At 49.4% G+C, this 18,087-nt stretch carries 18 protein-coding genes; 9 read left to right on the forward strand and 9 right to left on the reverse strand.

Annotated features, from left to right (window positions below; all coding sequences use genetic code 11):
- The coding region (locus tag ACWA6V_RS04110; protein WP_449521308.1) for a dicarboxylate/amino acid:cation symporter at positions 1-1,083 on the reverse strand (1,083 nt) is incomplete at its 3' end.
- An 80-nt stretch (positions 1,084-1,163) separates the two neighbouring features.
- Positions 1,164-1,439: an HU family DNA-binding protein gene (locus ACWA6V_RS04115; RefSeq protein ID WP_449521309.1), complete on the reverse strand. Its 276-nt coding sequence runs from the start codon at positions 1,437-1,439 to the stop codon at positions 1,164-1,166.
- Positions 1,440-1,632: 193 nt separating this feature from the next.
- On the opposite strand from ACWA6V_RS04115, the gene ACWA6V_RS04120 reads away from it, so the two are divergent.
- The 5 genes from ACWA6V_RS04120 to ACWA6V_RS04140 all read left to right on the forward strand — a co-directional run bounded on the left by ACWA6V_RS04120 (position 1,633) and on the right by ACWA6V_RS04140 (position 7,270).
- Entirely contained in the window at positions 1,633-2,193 is a 561-nt protein-coding gene (locus ACWA6V_RS04120) for a chorismate--pyruvate lyase family protein (protein WP_449521310.1), read from the forward strand.
- Positions 2,194-2,667: 474 nt separating this feature from the next.
- A complete protein-coding gene (gene ubiA / locus ACWA6V_RS04125) occupies positions 2,668-3,534 on the forward strand; it encodes a 4-hydroxybenzoate octaprenyltransferase (protein ID WP_449521322.1) in 867 nt (288 codons plus the stop codon).
- 116 nt (positions 3,535-3,650) lie between these two features.
- Positions 3,651-4,349: a phosphate regulon transcriptional regulator PhoB gene (gene phoB, locus ACWA6V_RS04130; RefSeq protein ID WP_449521311.1), complete on the forward strand. Its 699-nt coding sequence runs from the start codon at positions 3,651-3,653 to the stop codon at positions 4,347-4,349.
- Positions 4,350-4,526: 177 nt separating this feature from the next.
- Positions 4,527-5,810, forward strand: coding sequence for a phosphate regulon sensor histidine kinase PhoR (phoR, locus tag ACWA6V_RS04135; protein WP_449521312.1), 1,284 nt, complete (start codon positions 4,527-4,529; stop codon positions 5,808-5,810).
- Between the two features lie 299 nt (positions 5,811-6,109).
- Positions 6,110-7,270, forward strand: a complete 1,161-nt coding sequence (locus ACWA6V_RS04140) for a lytic polysaccharide monooxygenase (RefSeq protein WP_449521313.1) — start codon at positions 6,110-6,112, stop codon at positions 7,268-7,270.
- 124 nt (positions 7,271-7,394) lie between these two features.
- On the opposite strand, the gene ACWA6V_RS04145 is transcribed toward ACWA6V_RS04140, so the two are convergent.
- Positions 7,395-7,811 (reverse strand): DUF2141 domain-containing protein, encoded by a 417-nt coding sequence (locus ACWA6V_RS04145; RefSeq protein ID WP_449521314.1) that lies wholly within the window; start codon positions 7,809-7,811, stop codon positions 7,395-7,397.
- 243 nt (positions 7,812-8,054) lie between these two features.
- Here ACWA6V_RS04145 and ACWA6V_RS04150 point away from each other — a divergent pair, with 243 nt between their 5' ends.
- On the forward strand, positions 8,055-8,522 hold the full coding sequence (locus ACWA6V_RS04150) for a DUF2214 family protein (RefSeq protein ID WP_449521315.1): 468 nt from the start codon (positions 8,055-8,057) through the stop codon (positions 8,520-8,522).
- Here ACWA6V_RS04150 and ACWA6V_RS04155 read toward each other — a convergent pair.
- Positions 8,519-10,291, reverse strand: a complete 1,773-nt coding sequence (locus tag ACWA6V_RS04155; protein ID WP_449521316.1) for an ABC transporter transmembrane domain-containing protein — start codon at positions 10,289-10,291, stop codon at positions 8,519-8,521. The two genes, ACWA6V_RS04150 and ACWA6V_RS04155, sit on opposite strands and share 4 nt — an antisense overlap.
- Positions 10,292-10,487: 196 nt before the next feature.
- Positions 10,488-10,697, reverse strand: a complete 210-nt coding sequence (locus tag ACWA6V_RS04160; protein WP_062057542.1) for a cold-shock protein — start codon at positions 10,695-10,697, stop codon at positions 10,488-10,490.
- Between the two features lie 260 nt (positions 10,698-10,957).
- On the opposite strand from ACWA6V_RS04160, the gene ACWA6V_RS04165 reads away from it, so the two are divergent.
- The 3 genes from ACWA6V_RS04165 (at position 10,958) to ACWA6V_RS04175 (ending at position 12,952) form a co-directional block, all read left to right on the forward strand.
- Positions 10,958-11,398, forward strand: coding sequence for a hypothetical protein (locus ACWA6V_RS04165; protein ID WP_449521317.1), 441 nt, complete (start codon positions 10,958-10,960; stop codon positions 11,396-11,398).
- A 93-nt stretch (positions 11,399-11,491) separates the two neighbouring features.
- Positions 11,492-12,700, forward strand: a complete 1,209-nt coding sequence (locus ACWA6V_RS04170) for a Bcr/CflA family multidrug efflux MFS transporter (RefSeq protein WP_449521318.1) — start codon at positions 11,492-11,494, stop codon at positions 12,698-12,700.
- Between the two features lie 27 nt (positions 12,701-12,727).
- Positions 12,728-12,952 (forward strand): VF530 family protein, encoded by a 225-nt coding sequence (locus ACWA6V_RS04175; RefSeq protein ID WP_449521319.1) that lies wholly within the window; start codon positions 12,728-12,730, stop codon positions 12,950-12,952.
- A gap of 7 nt (positions 12,953-12,959) precedes the next feature.
- On the opposite strand, the gene ACWA6V_RS04180 is transcribed toward ACWA6V_RS04175, so the two are convergent.
- The 4 genes from ACWA6V_RS04180 to ACWA6V_RS04195 form a co-directional block, all read right to left on the reverse strand.
- A complete protein-coding gene (locus ACWA6V_RS04180; RefSeq protein ID WP_310074439.1) occupies positions 12,960-13,409 on the reverse strand; it encodes a chemotaxis protein CheX in 450 nt (149 codons plus the stop codon).
- A gap of 9 nt (positions 13,410-13,418) precedes the next feature.
- Positions 13,419-13,781, reverse strand: coding sequence for a response regulator (locus ACWA6V_RS04185; protein ID WP_449521320.1), 363 nt, complete (start codon positions 13,779-13,781; stop codon positions 13,419-13,421).
- Between the two features lie 19 nt (positions 13,782-13,800).
- Positions 13,801-15,972, reverse strand: a complete 2,172-nt coding sequence (locus tag ACWA6V_RS04190; RefSeq protein WP_449521321.1) for an ATP-binding protein — start codon at positions 15,970-15,972, stop codon at positions 13,801-13,803.
- A 328-nt stretch (positions 15,973-16,300) separates the two neighbouring features.
- A complete protein-coding gene (locus ACWA6V_RS04195) occupies positions 16,301-18,025 on the reverse strand; it encodes an ABCB family ABC transporter ATP-binding protein/permease (RefSeq protein ID WP_449521323.1) in 1,725 nt (574 codons plus the stop codon).
- Between the last annotated feature and the right edge of the window lie 62 nt (positions 18,026-18,087).

Below are 18,087 nucleotides of genomic sequence, written 5' to 3' on the forward strand. Positions count from 1 at the left end.
CACACTGGGAACGCCAGCAGTGCCAATAGAAGCGAGTGTTGCTGTTAATATCACCATTAGGTAACCAGCTGCACCTATATCAATGTTGTAAACCTGGGCAATAAAAATAGTGGCGACACCTTGCATGATGGCGGTGCCATCCATGTTGATAGTTGCGCCCAAAGGGACTGAAAAACTGCTGATTTTATTATCGACACCCAGGTCGTGTTCAACGGTGCGCATAGTCACCGGCAAGGTGGCGTTGCTCGATGCGGTACTGAATGCAAACACGGCAACCTTCCACATCTTTTTGAAAAAAATAATTGGGCTCAATCCGGTCAATGCTTTCAACATGGTTCCATACACGACAAAACCATGCAGTAAAAGCACAAGCAATACCGTGAAAAAATATTTAGCTAAATCGATGATCGCTGCAAATCCGATGCTGGCAAATAATTTCGCGAGCAGACAAAATACGCCGTAGGGTGCCAACTGCATCAGCAACATCATCATCTTCAACACCACTTCATTGAGATGTTCAAAAAAAGTGCGCATGTTGCTGCCGATCTCGCCGCCTGTGCGCGAGATGGCGATACCAAACAAAATGGAAAATACGATCACCTGCAACATATTACCTTCGGCCATGGCCTGCACCGGGTTGCTGGGGAAAATATTGATCAGGGTTTCTTTGATTGAGGGGGCGGGTGGTGGGGCATAGGTGCTGGCCAACGCCATATCTACTCCTGCCCCCGGTTGCACCAGGGTCGCCACACCCATTGCCAACGCAATGGCCATGGCGGTGGTGAATAAATAGAGCACAACCGTTTTGGTCGCCAGCGCACCCATGCGGTTATGCCCACCAAGTGATGCTGCACCACACACCAGTGATACAAATACCAGCGGCACTACCAATAACTTCAGCGATGCTACAAAAATCTGGCCAATGGTATCCAGCAAGCCATTGACGACAAAAACCTGAATCCATTGTCCAGTCGCCGTGGTCGCTACCGCATGAGTTTCATTTAGCCCCAGTGCCAGATTGAGGGCTACCCCCACCAGCACCCCCAGCACCATACCGAGTAAAATTTTATTGGTTAGCGTCATGCGGGAAACCTCTTGGAATTATTGTGTGGTCGGTGTGATTAATGGGGGGCGGCAGCTGCCTGCCGCAATGGGGCAAAATTTTAATCGTTGACAGCGTCTTTCAAGCCCTTGCCGGCTTTAAAAGTCACCGTCTTGCTGGCGGCTATTTGGATTGTCGCACCGGTTTGTGGGTTGCGTCCTTCGCGCGCTGCGCGGGCGCTCACATTGAAAGTACCGAAACCAAGCAGGGCGACAGATTCGCCGCGGCTCAACGCATTGGTGATCTGCTCGATAAAGGCAGAGACCACCAGGTCAGCCTTGTTGACGCCGAGGTCGGTATTATTCGCCAGTGCTACTACTATGTCGGTCTTATGCATGATTTCTCTCCTGGGTTTTTAGCGATAAGTCAGGGAGTTTACCTGCAATAACCTGTTTGCGGCAGACTTGCACCGGCTTTTTCCACATAGGATTTCCGTACACAATCCCGTACCCGATAGAACGCAAGCTGATAAACTGCTGCCCCATTCATCCCCATCGCCCTATTTTTTCACATCGATAAAGGAGCCAGGTTTGCCCCAGCCGTCACCGTCATGGCAGCCAATGGCGCGTATCGCCCAATGCCAACGCCCAAGCCTGGCCATGCAAGATTGGCTGATGGATAGCGGTTCCCTGACTGCACGCCTGATCGCCCGCAGCGGTGGCCAGTTCAAGGTACAACTGGTGCGGCAGATTATCGGGCTGCCGCGCTTGGATGAATGTCAGGTATTGGGGATGAAGCGGCCAGCTCTGGCACTGATCCGCGAGGTGATCCTCTGCGGCAATGGCGAACCCTGGGTATTTGCACGCAGCATTTTGCCGCTTGCCAGCCTGACCGGCCAACTGCGGCACTTGCGCAAGCAGGGCACGCGCCCGCTGGGTGCGTTTTTGTTCAGTCAACCACAGTTAACACGCAGTGCCATTGCGGTAGCGCGGATTAGCCGCGATCATGCCTATGCTCCCGCTGATCTGGTTGGCAACCAGCAACTCTGGGGGCGCCGCTCGGTGTTTTACCTGCAGCAGAAGCCGCTGCTGGTGAGCGAAGTATTTTTACCGGCCTTTGCCGCCCAGCTCCCGCTACACTTGCCCCGATAACCTTAATAAAACGGCGTTTTGGCTATGACAAATCCCGAAGATGCAAAACCCCCTGTTGCTGCACCCAAAAAACCGGCGACGAAAAAAGTCGCACGTGCAGATACAGACGGCGTTAGCGCCAAACCTAATACCGCTGCCAAACCGGCGACAAAGAAAGCCGCCAAACCTGCTGCTAGCGATGCTGTTACTAAAAAATCCGCAGCTGCAGCAGCCACCAAACCCGATCAAGCCAAGCAAGCCGTCCCCAAAACAGCGCCAAAAAAAGTAACCGGTGCAGCAACCCCCAAACCTGCGGTGCGCAAACCCAAAGTTACCGTCCCGGATCCAGCAGTGATCACACAGTCAGTAGATCCTGTTGGCCCCATATCACCTGATGCTAGTGATCAGCCAACCGCCCCAGCTAATGACTGGGCGAATGTCCATGCCGCAAAAATCATCAAACGTGCTGCGAAAAACAGCGGAAAGACTGACTTTATCGCCCAACTCAAGCACAAAGCGGCCATTTATTGGCGCTTGACGCGCATGGATCGTCCGATTGGCACACTGCTGTTGCTCTGGCCGACCCTCTGGAGCTTATGGATTGCCGCCAAGGGCGTGCCCAGCACCAAGAATCTGGTGATTTTTGTGCTGGGGGTGATAGTGATGCGAGCAGCCGGCTGTGTGATCAACGACTTCGCTGACCGCAAGATCGATGGCAAGGTGCTGCGCACCAAAGATCGCCCGCTGGCCACAGGCGCCGTATCCAGCCGCGAGGCGATTGGTTTGTTCATCTCACTCTGCCTTATCGCCTTCGCGCTAGTGCTGTTTACCGATCCGCTCACCATCAAACTCTCGGTCGGCGGCTTGCTCCTTGCCTTCTGTTACCCCTTTATGAAGCGTCATACCCATTTGCCGCAAGTGGTACTGGGCGCCGCCTTTGCTTGGGGAATCCCTATGGCCTATGCCGCAGAAGCGGGGGAATTGCATCAGGGAATGTGGCTGATTTACATATCGGTCGTTCTCTGGACCGTCGCCTATGACACCTTTTACGCCATGGTAGATCGCGACGACGACCTGAAAATCGGCGTTAAATCCACCGCCATCCTGTTTGGCGAGCAAGACCGGTTAATGACTGGCGTATTACAAATCATGGCGCTCTACTCACTGGTACTGGTTGGGAATCGCTTTGAATTGGGCACTGTTTACTACTTCGGCCTGGTCGCCGCTGCCGGTTTATTTATTTATCAACAGTGGCTGATCCGCTTTCGCGCGCGCGATGCCTGCTTTAAGGCGTTCCTTAATAACAACTGGGTGGGAGTCGCAGTCTTTGCCGGGATTGTTATGGACTATAGTTTTCGCTAGGAGCCAAATATCCTGCACCTTGTCATAAATGTGTAACACTGAACTTATTTAATAAGCTGCAACAATAGCTTCACAAACCTGTGGGGCGCCCCGTGGTTTTTTCAGGCAGAACACTTATGACTGGTCGCAAAATACTGATCGTTGACGATGAATCCGCAATTCGCGATATGCTGCGGGTGGCGCTCGAAATGGCTGAGTACCAAGTCATGGAAGCGAGCAACGCACAGGATGCGCACAGCATCATTATCGATGAAAAACCCGACCTGATCCTGCTCGATTGGATGATGCCCGGTACCAGTGGTATCGAATTGGCGCGCCGCTTGAAGCGCGATGAAGTGACCGCCAACACCCCGATCATCATGCTCACCGCAAAGGGTGAGGAAGATAACAAGATCCAGGGGCTGGAAGTGGGCGCTGATGATTACATCACCAAACCCTTCTCGCCACGCGAATTGGTGGCGCGTTTGAAAGCGGTATTGCGCCGCGCTGACCCGCAAATCAACTCTGCCCCCATCACGGTGCAAGGCCTGTGCCTTGACCCGGCCAGCCACCGCGTGACCATCAATAACCAATCGGTGGATATGGGGCCAACGGAATATCGCCTGCTGGAGTTTTTTCTCACTCATCAGGAAAGGGCTTATACTCGCAGCCAGTTGCTGGATCATGTCTGGGGCGGCAATGTGTATGTGGAGGAGCGCACGGTAGATGTGCATATCCGGCGCTTGCGCAAAGCGCTGACTATCGACGGCCACGAAGATTTGATCCAGACAGTGCGCGGTACGGGCTATCGTTTTTCTACCCGTATTGAAGCCTGATCCCCCTGAATTCCGTAGCAAGGTCGTGACTTTTTCTATGTAAACTCGAATGCAGCAGTCGGGTTTGTTCCCTACAAACTCCGACACTTCCCACATCCATGTGGGTCGTCCATGCAGCAGACGGTCTCGCAACGAAGTCCCGACCTTGCTACTGCTATGTGCCACGAGGTTTAGGTCTTGTTAAAAGGTTTTAGCGCTGAACTCCAGCGTATTTTGATTATCCTCGCCATTTGCAGCTTGATTGGCTTCTTTAGCGATAACTATGCGCTTTGGATGCTGATCGGCTGTGCGATTTATATCCTGATGATGCTCTGGCAGATGCGTCGCCTCAACCAATGGCTGCTGCGCCAGGAAACCGATCACCCGCCTGAAGCGAGCGGTATCTGGGGGCAGATTTTCGACAACATCTACCAATTGCAGCGCGACCAGCGGGGCGAGAAAGACAATCTGCAAGCAGTTATCAACCGTATCCAGGAAATTAGCTCGGCGTTGAAAGACGGCTTGATTATTCTCGACGCGCGCGGCCATCTGGACTTCTGGAATCCTGCAGCACACCGCATGCTGGCGTTGCACACCAAAGACCAGGGGCAATCGGTGATCAACTTTATCCGTCACCCCAAATTCGTCAGCTATTTTGAAGAAGGCAATTTCGAGGAGCCGCTGGAGTTGCCCTCGCCACGCTTCCCCTCCAGGCATCTGCAATTCCAGATCACTCCGTTCGGCAAGCAGGAGCGTCTGATTGTGGTGCGCGATGTCACCCAACTGCACAATCTGGAAAAGATGCGACAAGACTTTGTCGCCAACGTATCCCACGAATTACGAACACCGCTGACAGTGATCAACGGTTACGTGGAAACCCTTGCGGATAACAACAGTACACCCAGTTGGGATAAACCCCTGCAACAGATGCAACAACAAGCAAAGCGCATGTCGCTGCTAATCAACGATCTGCTGGTGCTGTCCAAGCTGGAGACGACCGAAGCGGGGCACAACCATAAACCGATCAATATTGAGCAGCTGCTTACCATCGTCAAAAGTGAAGCAGAAGTGCTGAGCAAAGATAAAGAACAGCAACTGACACTGATCTGCAACAACACCACCAAGCCCTTGCTGTTATTGGGCAATGAGAAAGAGCTGCACAGCGCCTTTTCCAATTTGGTTATCAATGCGATCAAATACACGCCTAATGAAGGCAAGGTAAGCGTGCTGCTCTGGCAGGACCAGAAACACTTCTATGTGTCAGTTAGCGATAACGGACCAGGCATTGAAGCTATGCATATCCCGCGTTTGACCGAGCGCTTTTATCGCGTCGATGCCAGTCGTAACAGCAGCACCGGCGGTACCGGTTTAGGCTTGGCGATTGTAAAACATGTATTAATGCGTCATGAGGCGGAGTTGAAAATTACCAGCGAGCCGGGCAAGGGCAGTATGTTTATCTGCGTGTTCCCGCTGTCTCACTGAGGGATAGAGTCCCACGTTGTCATTTCGGCAAAAAAGCACATAATTTTGACGCCAAGATAATATTCGAACTTTTTATTTCGTTTTCATCTGAAAATTTTCCAAAAATCAAACCTTCATCGCAAAATATTACCCTCCAAACTGAAAGTCGGACTCGCCAATACAACGTTGTCATTTTAGACTCGATCCCTATGGAATGATCTTGGCGCCACGCCAAATCACTTTGCATGTATGGATAACGAGCATCACTCCAAGGTGCCGCACCGGCATCTAACCAACAATAAGTTTCCCGGAGATTGAAAGTGAAAAAGACAATGAAAGCTTGCGGTATTTCCGCTGTCGTACTGGGCTCGCTCTTGCTAGCCAGCCAAGCGTTTTCACACGGTTATGTATCATCACCCAAAAGCCGTGTGATCCAATGTAAAGAAAACGGTATCGAAAGCCCGACGCACCCAGCCTGTATCGCAGCCAAAGCGGCCGGTAACGGCGGTCTCTACACCCCACAAGAAGTGGCTGTAGGTGGTGTGCGCGATAACCATGAATTCTTTATTCCTGACGGTCGTCTCTGCTCCGCCAACCGTTCCAACCTGTTTGGTATGGATCTGGCGCGCACCGACTGGCCAGCAACCAATGTGACTGCAGGGCCATTGCAATTTGTGTGGACTAACACCGCTGCCCACAAAACCATGTACTTCCGTTACTACATTACCCGTGAAGGCTACAACCATGCACAACCGCTGCGCTGGTCGGACCTGGTATTGATCCACGATTCAGGTAAAGCGGATCAGGAACAATTCTCTTACCACACCGTACAAATGCCGCCACGTACTGGCCGTCACATTGTGTACAGCGTATGGCAACGCGATTGGGAGAGAGACTCGGCTGAAGGTTTCTACCAATGTATCGATGTTAACTACACCGGTGGCAACAACTCATCTGTACCAACCTCATCGTCAAAATCAAGCTCTTCTGTAGCCTCAGTAGCCAGCTCTTCTGTTGGTTCAAGCATCTCCAACAACACCTGTGCTGGTCTAGGTGTATGGAACGCGACTATCGCTTACCAAAACCCAACCCAAGTGCAACACAATGGCAAGCGTTACCAAGCCAACTACTGGACTCAAGGCAACGATCCAACCACCAACAGCGGTCAATACAGCTACTGGCTTGATCTGGGTGCCTGTACTGGTAGCACCTCTTCGACTCCATCAAGCGTAGCGCCAGCTTCATCCAGCCGTTCGAGTGCTGCTGTTAGCTCAAGCGCTCCGTCTTCTGTTTCTGGCGGCAACTGCAGCTCTCCTGCTTATGTAAATGGTGCGAGCTACGCTGCTGGTGCAAAAGTACAAAACGCGGGCAGTGAGTATCAATGTACTGTTGCTGGCTGGTGTACCGTTGGCGGCCCATACGCGCCAGGTACTGGCTGGGCTTGGACCAATGCCTGGTCTCTGGTTCGCGCTTGTAACTAATTAAACAAATTTACCTGTGGCTCCCCTGCAAGTTAGCCAGATGTAAAAATGTGTGAGACAAAAAAACGGCAATCCTTTTGGATTGCCGTTTTTTTTAGCGCCGCTTTCTCTCTGTCACCATTAGTTACCGCAGTTGGATTTCTATTTGGGTCGCCTTATCGACCACCACTTTGGCTTCATCATAAGACGGCGGGCCATAACTACCACCGTTGTTGGAAAAACCATAACGCTCAGTGGGAATTCCGTTAGCACCAATATCAATCTGGTTGTTTTCGTTTTCATCCTGAAACAGTTTTATTGCGTAATTGCCTGCGGGCAAATCGGCAAAATTCAATGACATGGTTGTCCCTGAGACTTTTACCTGTTTCGCGGCCACCCAATTGCTATTGGCAGTGTAGTGTTCCTCCTTGTCATAAACCGCCACCAACAAGTTACCCTTGACCGATTGGATATTATTCACACTCAAGGTCAGCTCATGGGCAAAGCTTGGCAGGGCAGTCATAGCGGCCGCAATGGCGAATACACCTGTGTTAATACGCATAGGGATCTCCTTACTCAAATGAATCGGGCCAATTCCCGAAGGAAGCTACAGCATAAATAGGGTGAGCGCAGAACTCAGGTGTCATTACTCACATTTAAGTACTGACAAAGTTCATGAATTGCGAATGACAAATGTCTATCGCAAGATACAGAGGGGTTTTGCATGATGTGCCCAATTTGCACGTCGCACACTGTCTAGCAATTAATCCGGGAACAGCTTGGGAAGATACTTTGAGGAGTCGACATGAGTGGAATTGTTACTAATTGGCTAATGGCGTTCTTACACCATCTTGCTGCATTTACCTTATTTGCTGCGCTCGCGTATGAAGTTATCCTGCTGCGGCAACCTTTTAGTTTGCGGACCGCGCAATCACTACTGAGGGTAGATCAAATTTACGGTATTGCAGCAGTGGCGATTCTGGTTATTGGATTTGGCCGGGTAATGCACTTTGAAAAGGGTGAGGATTTTTATTTTCACAGCCTGCCGTTTATTGTGAAAATATCACTTTTTTTGTTGGTAGGAATTTTATCGATTTATCCAACAGTAAAATTTTTATCCTGGCGCGGTGCATTGAAACAACAGCAGCTACCGCAGGTGAGTGAAGAAACACTCAGCATGATTCGGCGATTAATTCACATCGAGTTGGTCGCCGTGATTGCCATCATGCTCTGCGCGGCGATGATGGCAAAAGGTGTTGGATATGTTGGTTAGGCATCCAACTGAAATTGCAAACGCGCGAGCTGCTGATACAAATCACTGTTCGCCAATAATTCCGTGTGCGTACCGCTGGCAACAATTTTCCCCTGTTGCAACACCAGAATGCGATCTGCATTAACAACGGTCGATAGGCGATGCGCAATCATAATGGTGGTGCGGTTTTTCATCAGCACTTCCAGCGCACGTTGCACTGCTTGTTCGCTATTGGAATCGAGTGCACTGGTCGCTTCATCCAATAACAAAATGGGGCGGTCAGCGAGAATCGCACGTGCAATTGCAATGCGCTGTTTTTGTCCTCCCGATAAACGCACTCCGCGCTCGCCAAGATAGGCATCCAAGCCTTCCGGTAATTGCTCGATAAACTCCATCGCAAATGCCGCTCTGCACGCAGCGATAACATCGTTATCGCTGGCGTCCGGGCGCGCATAGCGAACATTGTCGCGTACGCTCGCGGCAAAAATAACCGGGTCTTGTGGCACCAGTGCGATGCGCGCGCGCACTTGTTGGATATCCGCATTTTTTAAATCAACACCATCCAACAAAATTTCACCGGACAGAGGATCATAAAAGCGCTGCAACAATTGGAACACTGTGGTTTTTCCCGCACCGGATGGCCCTACCAGCGCAATTTTTTCACCCGGATTTACGCGCAAATCAAAACCATTAAACACTGGCGAATCCAGACGAGTCGGGTAAGCAAAATTCACTGCGCGCATTTCTACTAAACCGCGTGCAGGTGTTGGTAACGCTTGCGGATTTTCGCGCACAGGCAATGCCGATGATGTCGCCAGCAGTTCAACCAATCGCTCCGTTGCTCCTGCAGCGCGTTGCACGTCGCCGATCACTTCCGAAATCGTACCCATGGCGCTGGCGACTATCACCGCGTAAAAAATAAAGGCTGATAACTCTCCGCCACTGATACTGCCGGCCAACACATCATGGCCGCCGACCCACAAAATCATGGCTACGGCGCTGAATACCAGGGTAATAACAGCTGCGACTAAAAGCGCGCGCTGGCGAACACGTTTAATACCTGTGCCGAAGGTTTGTTCCACCCGGTGATTGAAGGATTCAACCGCTGCAGATTCATGACCATAGGCCTGCACTGTGCGAATTTCATGGATGACCTCATCGGTATAGGCACCCACATCCGCCACGCTGTCCTGACTCGCACGCGCGAGTTTGCGCAGGCGGCGGCCAAACACAATGATTGGCACCAGCACAAAGGGAATGGCCACCAATACCAATGCCATCAACTTTAAACTGGTCACTGCCAGCATCACCAAGCCACCTAACAGCAGCAAAGCATTGCGCAGCGCCATGGATACGCTGGAGCCGATTACAGTCTCTAACTGGGTGGTATCGTTGGTGAGGCGGGAAAGTACATCGCCGGTGCGGTTTTGCTCAAAGAAAACTGGCGAGAGGGTCAGTAGATGGGAGAACACCCGGCGCCGCAAATCGGCGGTGATCCGCTCGCCCAACCAGGAAACAAGGTAGAAACGGCTGTAAGTCGCCACTGACATTACCAGGATAACTCCCAATAATCCCAAGAGTGCATAGTTGAGCAATTCCGGGCTACCGGCAACAAAACCTTTATCGATAACCTGCTTTAAGCCCTGGCCAATCAACAACACGCAGGCTGCAGCAATTACCAAAGCAATCAGGGCGAATACTATTCGCATGCGATAAGGACGCAGCAAATCGAGCAGAATCTGGCGACGCGACAGGGTTGCAATAGCCGATGAAGGTAAGGATAGAGACATTTATAGTTCCCGCTGGGATGAATAAGCTCAGGGAACAATTGGGGAGCGGCAGTTAAATACAAGGTTAGAGCTGCAGACTGGTGACCTTTGTCAGGCTGGAGGTCAAACGACAGGCAATAAAAAAGGCGAAATCCGCAGATTTCGCCTTTTTAGCTGTTACATCAGCGGTTTTCACCGCTAATAAACTATCTGATAATTAGATAGCTTGGATGTTTTCAGCTTGTGGGCCTTTTTGGCCTTGGGTCACGGTGAAGCTAACTTTTTGGCCTTCGGCCAAGGTTTTGAAACCTGAACCAGAAATAGCGCTGAAGTGAGCAAAAACGTCTGGACCAGATTCTTGTTCGATGAAACCGAAACCTTTAGCTTCGTTAAACCATTTTACAGTGCCAGTAGTAGTTTTAGACATAGTGTTACCTATTAATACAAAAGTAAGTTTACCCCGAGGGGCGTTTGTGCTGGAAATGTGGGAATTACTTATGTAAACAGGACGAAATACTATACTGGAACTTCGAAATGTGGTGCATAAATATTAGACGTACTTTCAAGCTGAGGCTCAGTTTACACGCCTTTATATCAATGTCAATCAATTGGGTTTGCTGATGCGCCAGAGTCTGCGAGTATAATTACCCTCTTGTATTGTCCCACCGAGAATCACGAGTGTTATTCATGCGCCAAACCTTATCGATCCTGTGTCTCCTATTGTCCCTGCTTGCGATAAATACCTATGCGCAAACCGGGAATTTTAATTTGGAAGACTGGCCACAAACGCAAGCTGCACTTAAACCTATGTATGTAAAAGCGATTCTGGAGCAGGCGGGAGTACATCAAGTCAGTTTTACTCAACCTGCAGAATTTTATGTCGCAGAATTGGATAAGTTTGCGGCATTCGCACAAGAAAAAAATTATCGTCCTTATTTAAAAACGTCCGTTGCACAAAACCTTGCCACTCTCGCCGTTATCTACTGTGATTGGAATAACGGAATACCTCCGTGGGAATTTGCGCACAAATATTTGGGCGATAAACAATTAGAACTTTTGCAGCCACTTTACAGCGATGCTATAACCAAACTGCAAAATAATTGCGACCAGCCTGCTAAAACTCAATGATCGAATTTTTAGTGCAATTGCATTTGCGCTATCCCATCGTTTAATCCCCGTTGGGCGCGTAGCATTAACGTTATTAGTTAATGCGATCTGATTATGACTAAAGAATCCCATCCGTTTTTAATTGTGCTGCTCGCGGCGGTGATTGCTATTACGCCGCTAGCCGTAGATATGTACCTGCCTGCGATGCCCGAGATCGCACACGACTTAAATGCCCATATTGGCAGTGTGCAGCAATCGCTCAGTATTTTTCTCGCCGCCTATGGTGTAGGTATGCTGCTGTTTGGTCCGCTAGCCGATTCACTCGGGCGCAGACCGCTAGCAATTTTTGGTCTGACCGGTTTTACACTCTGTAGTGTCGCGCTTGCGTTTGTCGATAACATCAACCACTTTTTATTCTTGCGCGCCCTGCAAGCATTTTGCGGTGCAGCGGCGACAGTGGTAGTGCCCGGCCTTGTGCGGCATTTGTATCAGGAGCACACCGCTAAAGGCATGTCTTATTTATCGATGATAATGATGCTCGCGCCCCTGCTTGCACCGAGCATAGGTAGCGCAATATTGTGGGTGAGCGAGTGGCGCAGTATTTTTGTGGTACTAGCGATTTATGGTGCATTGATATTTGCATTAGTGTGGAAGTGGTTGCCAGAAATTGGCAAGCCTATTAGCGATCAGCCTAAAGTGGCAGGGAATTTTTTTAGCGGATATAAAATTGTTTTTTCTAACTCACTCGCGCGACCGCTGATTGTGAGCATGATGTTTGGCTCTTTTGCCTTCTTTTGTTTTATCACTGCCGTATCGTTTATCTATATCAATTATTTTGGCGTGAGCGAACAAGTATTCAGTGTATTGTTTGGTGCGAATGTCATCTGTTTGATTTTTGCCAACTTTATCAATAGCCGCTTGGTGACGCGCCTTGGCTCGCTGCGGATGTTGCGCATTGGTGTTGCGCTAGCGTTGGCCAGTGCACTCTTGCTCTGTATATTTAATTTTCTCGGATTGAATATCTGGTTCAGTGTGTGCAGCATTGCACCGTTAATGGCAGGTCTTACCTTGGTATCAACCAATACCGATGCGCTGGTATTAATGAAATTCCCGCACAACTCAGGCACTGCAACGGCGGTAATGGGTACACTGCGCTTTGGCAGTGGGGCGTTTGCAGGGCCATTGCTTGCTTTTTTCTATACCGGCACCGCTATGCCATTTTCACTGCTGATGCTATGCGGTGTACTGGGCGTTATTATATGCCAGCTGTGGTTTGCCTATAGCGACAAACAGATTGCAGCAATTAAAAATAGCGTAGAATAGTGGATTCAATTCCTGCGGGATAAAACTATGACCGAACAAAAAAATAATCCGCTCCACGGCCTTACGCTGGAAACCATTGTAACCCGTCTTGCCGACCACTACGGCTGGGATGCACTGGGTAAACTCATTAGCATTCGCTGTTTTCAAGCTGACCCCAGTGTGAAATCCAGTTTGAAATTTTTGCGCAAAACACCTTGGGCGCGCGAAAAAGTGGAGCAGCTTTATTTGAACACCCAATTCCCCAATCAGTAATTCAGTGTTATTGCTCCAGGCAAATGACTACCGCCGCGTGATAAGCCTTCCAGTAAACCGGAATGACATAAGAGCGCATTTGTGACGGCAGATGGATCTGGTTGGGAGCACCTTCAATCATCACCGGTACCGAAATCATAAACTCGTGGCCAAAGCGGCTGCGGGCGTTGCCGGAAATGGTGTTGGCCACTTCACCGACCAAATCAAAAATATGTTCGTTGCTGGTATCCAACTCGCCAATGCTGAGCAATAAATGTTTAAGCAAAATGCGCGGCGCGGTGAAATACACGCAGCCACGATAGGGGCCGGAAATACCAATAATCCCGGTTACATCGTAAGCCGCGGGATTATTGTTCTCAACCAAATAGGGTGTGCCGACTTTTACATCCTTGTCATTGGTGTGATGAAAATAGCGCACTACGCCATCGATAAATACTTGCAAAGTTTCTTGTGACATGGGCCAGCCTTAATCTTCGGTGAGTTCGGTGAGCGCTTCCAGCAGTTGATCATCCGTAAAGGGTTTGCATAAAAAGCCGCGTGCACCTTTTTTCAGCGCATCAATTCCTGTGGCTTTATCCGATAACGCAGAAATCACTAATATCCGTAAACTTGAATCCATTGCTATCAATTGCTGGATGCAGGCAATGCCATCCATTTCCGGCATGGTCAAATCCATAGTGACGACTTGTGGGCGTGTCTGTTTAAATAATTCGAGCGCTTCAGCACCATTGGCTGCAGCGGCAACCACGCGAAATTTATCCGAATCATTGCAGCGTTCAATTTTGCGGCGGATGATATTGGAATCGTCCACAATCATCAGTGACAACATAGTATTTTCCTTATTGATTTCAGGCGGCAATTTCTTCGCTGCTATTGGCATGTACTATTGGCAAGGTGATGACAAAGCGACAATGACGGCCACTGCGGCTGGACACACTGATTTTTCCGCGCTGCGCAAGTACATGATTCATGACAGCTTCCATTCCCACACCGCGACCGGCGTCTTTATTAATTTCTGCCGCTGTGCTAAAACCTTCGTGGAAAATCAAACCGAGTAAATGTTTATTGGTCCATGATTCAATTTCATCTTCCGGCCATTTTCCTGAATTGAGCGCTTTGGTGCGAATCGCGTCATAGTCCAGGCCCTGGCCATCATCCATTACCGTCAATTCCATTTCAGTTTCAGATACTTTGGCAAGGCGCAAATCGATGCGGCCAACAATGGGTTTTTCACTAAGCTCCCTATCGCGCGGTGTTTCAATTCCATGCACAACTGCATTGCGCAGCAGTTGGATACAAATGTCTTTTAGCTTTTTTTGATACTCGCTATCCAAATCAATCTCGCTGAGGCCACTGGCGACCAACTTGACCATCTTGCCATTGCGCATGGCAATGTTTTGCACAAAATCCTCAAGCTGCTCCCAGCCATCGCTGCGGCGGCTGCCTGTAACTTGTTTATTATTCACCGGGCGCTGGCTATTGCTGCTCACTACTGCAAACTGGCCGAGTTTTTCGGTGAGATGTTCAACTTGCTGTGTGTAGCTGATCAAACTTTCAAGTTGCACAGTTAAGCCGAGATAATCATTCCCACTCAAATCGCGTTTATCGCGCAACAATGCCAGAGTGTCCTCCATCTTGTGGGCGGCAGTTTCAAAAAATTCCAATTTGAGCGATGCAGCCTCTCCTTTGAAGTTGTGAATTTCACGAAAAATACTGGTGGCTTTATCTCGCACTGCCTGAGTGGTTTTGGCAGGTTGGCGTAAAATGTTATTCACACGATTGAAACAATTGAAGCTATTGGCGATAAATTCTTTCAACAAGCCTGGATGGGTGTGCAGCAGCCCGGTGATCATTTCCAATTGCGACTCGTTGTGTTTGCGGCTCTCGTTAAGAGCGCGCTCCAATTTAACCTGTTCGGTAATATCCAGCACCGTAACCAACACATGGGAAATTTGCTGGGTTCCAGCATCATCTTTTTGATAGGCGCGCGCAAAGCTGAATTGCAAATGCTTGGTGAGGAAGCCACCATTGCTCTGTGCGATGTTCACTTCAACCAAACTCAACGGATTTAGATCGCCGATCAATTTTTCTTTCACTTTTGAGTCAAACAATAACTCAATAAATCCACGCGCGGTTTCCGCGTCTTTTTCGCTGACAATATTTTCCAGCAATGCCTGGAACGATTTCCCCGCAAACTCCTGTGGCCCCAATACATCAACCAAGCGCGCCGAGTGTTGCTCACCCAGAATTAAATCCTTATCAATCAGGAACAAGCCTTCGTTAACCGTTTCCAGAATTTCCGTAGTCTCACGGCGCGCTTTTTCAATGACTTTATCGCTATCGCGTAATTGCCGCACAAAGTGAAACATAATAAACAGGAAGTTGATAATGGCGAGGCTGATGCCTACTGTTTGGATTATCCGCAAACGCGTCGCCTTGGATGCTGCTACCTGTTCAAGACTGACCGTTAAATCATTCATGGAGCTGAGCATCGCCAAATTGTGCGTACGCGCCATAGCCACTGCAGCGACTAAAGAAGATTCATAGGGAAGATTGTTCTGTACGTCGGTCGTTAACTGTTCGACGGCACTTTTATAAGGCTGCCACAGCAAGAGAGTATTTTGCAGTGAGTCTTTACCCAAACGATTGGTAACTGGCTCCAGTGTTACCACCTCTTTACCGGCACCGCGCACCACGCCGCCATTGATAAAACCGTTGAGTGTTTCATCAAACAACCCTTTACTTAATTGCAGTTCATCAAATGCTGTTTTGAAACCGGCAGGGTCATCGCGCGATGCATCCAATACAAATAATGTTTTCGCCATACGTTGCGACAACATACGTTGACGACCAGCCAGGTTTACACCTACTGCGTCATCGGCAATTTCAAAGGAGACATAAAAATTGAAGAGTAATACAGATGCGTCAAGCAACAAAAATAACGCAACGGATACAATAATGCCTTTGTATTTTCCAAAATCAAAACGAGGCTTGTATTGACTATCGATATTCTGCGACATCTGGTTCACCTATCACCATTAAATGAGTGCAGTTGCACACAACTGCAAGGCGTTCCATTTTGCCCAGACAACTCCAACGCTCAGTGCCATCATTCACTGTGTAGGAGCCTTAGCGAAACTTATGCCAAGTAATTTTTTAATAGGGAGATTGGGGCCAGGGAAAGTGTTGGCGCAGATCAGACAGGCAGTGGAGGCGGTGGGCGCTCTTTTTTGGCGCTTAAATTTGTTTGTGCTACAAAAAGCACCCGAGTTACAACAAGCCCAGGATGCCTAATTGGTGCAATTCTGAAACGGTATGCGCACATTTGGCGCCCCGACGTATTTTTGGCTATTGATCTTGAAGCTGCATTGTCCACATCTGCGCATACTTCCCCTGCTGCGCTAACAATTCAGCGTGCGTGCCCTGCTCAACAACGGCGCCGGCATCCAACACAATAATCTGGTCGGCATCTACCACTGTCGATAACCTGTGAGCAATCACGAGGGTGGTGTGGCCGCTGGCAACTTCATGCATAGCCGCAAGAATCGCCGCCTCGGAATTGGAATCCAGTGCGCTGGTGGCTTCATCAAAAATTAAAATTGGCGAGCCTTTTAATAATACCCGCGCAATGGCGATGCGCTGTTTTTCACCGCCTGATACTTTTAATCCCCGCTCGCCTACGAGGGTTTTGTCGCCCTGCGGCAAACTGTTAATAAAGTTTTCCAGATGTGCCATTTTGATCGCGCGATCGATTTGTTCATCGCTCGCCAGTGGATTGCCATAGGCAATATTCTCGCGGATGCTGGTATTAAACAGCACTGTATCTTGCGGCACTATGGCGATAGCGCGGCGCAAACTGTCCAGCGTGACATGGCGAATATTCTGACCATCAATTTGGATGCTGCCGGAGTTGATATCGTAAAAACGGTAGAGCAAACGCGAGAGTGTACTTTTGCCCGCCCCAGAGGAACCGACAATCGCGACCTTGGCGCCCGCCGGAATCTGCAAATTAAACTGTTTGAGAATCGGGCGTTCGGCGTGATAGCCAAAATCCACCTGCTGGAAATGGATTGCACCTTTGCTGACACGCAACGGCTGCACATCTGCGCTATCACTAATTGCCGGGGTGCGTTTTAACAGCGCCAGCATATTTTCCAGATCAGTCAGCGAGCGGCGGATTTCGCGGTAGACAAAACCGAGGAAGTTGAGCGGAATAAATAATTGGATCATATAGGCGTTGATCATCGCCAAATCACCCAGCGTCATTTCCTTATCGATCACACTCTGTGCGGCCATCCACATCATCGCAGTCATCGCCAGCGCGATAATTAATGCCTGTCCGGAGTTAAGTGCCAGCAGCGACATGCGATTTTTTAATTTCGCAGTTTCCCAATTGGCGAGAAATTTATCGTAGGTTTCGGCTTCGTATTGTTCGTTATTAAAATATTTTACCGTTTCATAATTGAGCAGCGAATCAATCGCGCGGGTGCTGGTGGATGAATCCGCCTGATTCGCCTCGCGCACAAATTTATTGCGCCACTCAGTCGTGTAAATCGTAAACACCACATAAATCGCCACAGCAACCAGGGTGATAACCGCGTACCAGATAGAAAAGGCAGCGGCAAAAATAATCGCCACCATTAAGATTTCAAATAACGTAGGAACAATATTGAACATCAAAAAACGCATTAAAAAACTGATGCCATTGGTACCGCGTTCTATATCGCGGCTGATACCACCGGTCGCGCGGTCAAGATGAAATGCCAGTTCGAGCGAGTGCAAATGGTTGAATACTCGCAAACCGATTTTGCGCATCGCATGTTCAGTGACGCGGCTGAATAATGCATCGCGTACCTCACCAAAAAAAACGCTGCCAAAACGCAGCGCACCGTAGAACAGAATGAAAAAAGCGGGCAGCGCCAATTCCGTTGCGAGGCTGCGATCTACGCCATCAATAATATGTTTAAGTGCCCAAGGCATTACCAGGGTTGCGCCCTTGGCGGCGAGCAGCGCGACGACCGCAAGTATTACCCGCCCTTTAAAGTCCCACAGATAGGGCTGCAAATAGGCCATGCTCTGGCGCAAATTCACTTTGGCATCAGCGCGGGATTCTTGATTGGGATGGGCGGATAAAC

Source organism: Cellvibrio sp. (assembly GCF_053579595.1).

Coding starts and splice junctions, on each gene's coding strand:
- ACWA6V_RS04115 (WP_449521309.1), bottom strand. CDS start 1,439: ATGCATAAGACCGACATAGTAGTAGCACTGGCGAATAATACCGACCTC.
- phoB (WP_449521311.1), top strand. CDS start 3,651: ATGACTGGTCGCAAAATACTGATCGTTGACGATGAATCCGCAATTCGC.
- ACWA6V_RS04145 (WP_449521314.1), bottom strand. CDS start 7,811: ATGCGTATTAACACAGGTGTATTCGCCATTGCGGCCGCTATGACTGCC.
- ACWA6V_RS04150 (WP_449521315.1), top strand. CDS start 8,055: ATGAGTGGAATTGTTACTAATTGGCTAATGGCGTTCTTACACCATCTT.
- ACWA6V_RS04155 (WP_449521316.1), bottom strand. CDS start 10,291: ATGTCTCTATCCTTACCTTCATCGGCTATTGCAACCCTGTCGCGTCGC.
- ACWA6V_RS04160 (WP_062057542.1), bottom strand. CDS start 10,697: ATGTCTAAAACTACTACTGGCACTGTAAAATGGTTTAACGAAGCTAAA.
- ACWA6V_RS04165 (WP_449521317.1), top strand. CDS start 10,958: ATGCGCCAAACCTTATCGATCCTGTGTCTCCTATTGTCCCTGCTTGCG.
- ACWA6V_RS04170 (WP_449521318.1), top strand. CDS start 11,492: ATGACTAAAGAATCCCATCCGTTTTTAATTGTGCTGCTCGCGGCGGTG.
- ACWA6V_RS04175 (WP_449521319.1), top strand. CDS start 12,728: ATGACCGAACAAAAAAATAATCCGCTCCACGGCCTTACGCTGGAAACC.
- ACWA6V_RS04180 (WP_310074439.1), bottom strand. CDS start 13,409: ATGTCACAAGAAACTTTGCAAGTATTTATCGATGGCGTAGTGCGCTAT.
- ACWA6V_RS04185 (WP_449521320.1), bottom strand. CDS start 13,781: ATGTTGTCACTGATGATTGTGGACGATTCCAATATCATCCGCCGCAAA.
- ACWA6V_RS04190 (WP_449521321.1), bottom strand. CDS start 15,972: ATGTCGCAGAATATCGATAGTCAATACAAGCCTCGTTTTGATTTTGGA.
- ACWA6V_RS04195 (WP_449521323.1), bottom strand. CDS start 18,025: ATGGCCTATTTGCAGCCCTATCTGTGGGACTTTAAAGGGCGGGTAATA.